Below are 502 nucleotides of genomic sequence, written 5' to 3'. Positions count from 1 at the left end.
ACAGACGCTCTCGTGCCGTCGGTCCCAACCGAGACCGAGGAAGAGGAGTTACAGAGCACGAGCGAGTACAAGAAGGAGAAAGCCCAGAAGACGCTGACGCTCGCTCGCAAACACGTCATTCCCGAGTTCGACACGCACCGAGCGGCCCACAAGTCGTACTCTGACGAGGTAATGCTAGATATGTTCGCGAGTATTTGCGCGAACAACGGGAGTGCTCATTCGGAAGCCGAGTACGGCTGGCTCACCGACGACGACCTCACCTGCGACGACTCAACGTTCCTGCGGGCAATCAAGAAAATCGCCACGCCTGAGGGATCAGACGGGCAGCTCACGTTCGAGGATTTCGAGGATGATGATTCGATGCCCGAGATCGACCGGATTCGGGACGCAGTTATGACGGCGTTCAACGCCGCCACGGAGAACATCATCAACTCGATTCGTGGCGATGATCCCTTCGAGTCTCGGGAGACCGTTGCAGCCATCGACATCACGCACGAGCAGT

1 pseudogene is annotated in these 502 nt (G+C 57.8%); it reads left to right on the top strand.

Going from position 1 to position 502, the window contains the following annotated elements:
* Positions 1-502 (top strand): annotated as a pseudogene (locus tag DVK07_RS21240) (ISNCY family transposase); the annotation flags it as partial.

The organism is Halorubrum sp. Atlit-26R (genome assembly GCF_003666015.1).
Lineage (GTDB): Archaea > Halobacteriota > Halobacteria > Halobacteriales > Haloferacaceae > Halorubrum.
The sequence above is the reverse complement of the archived record's forward strand: the minus strand, read 5'-3'. Positions and strand labels throughout refer to the sequence as shown.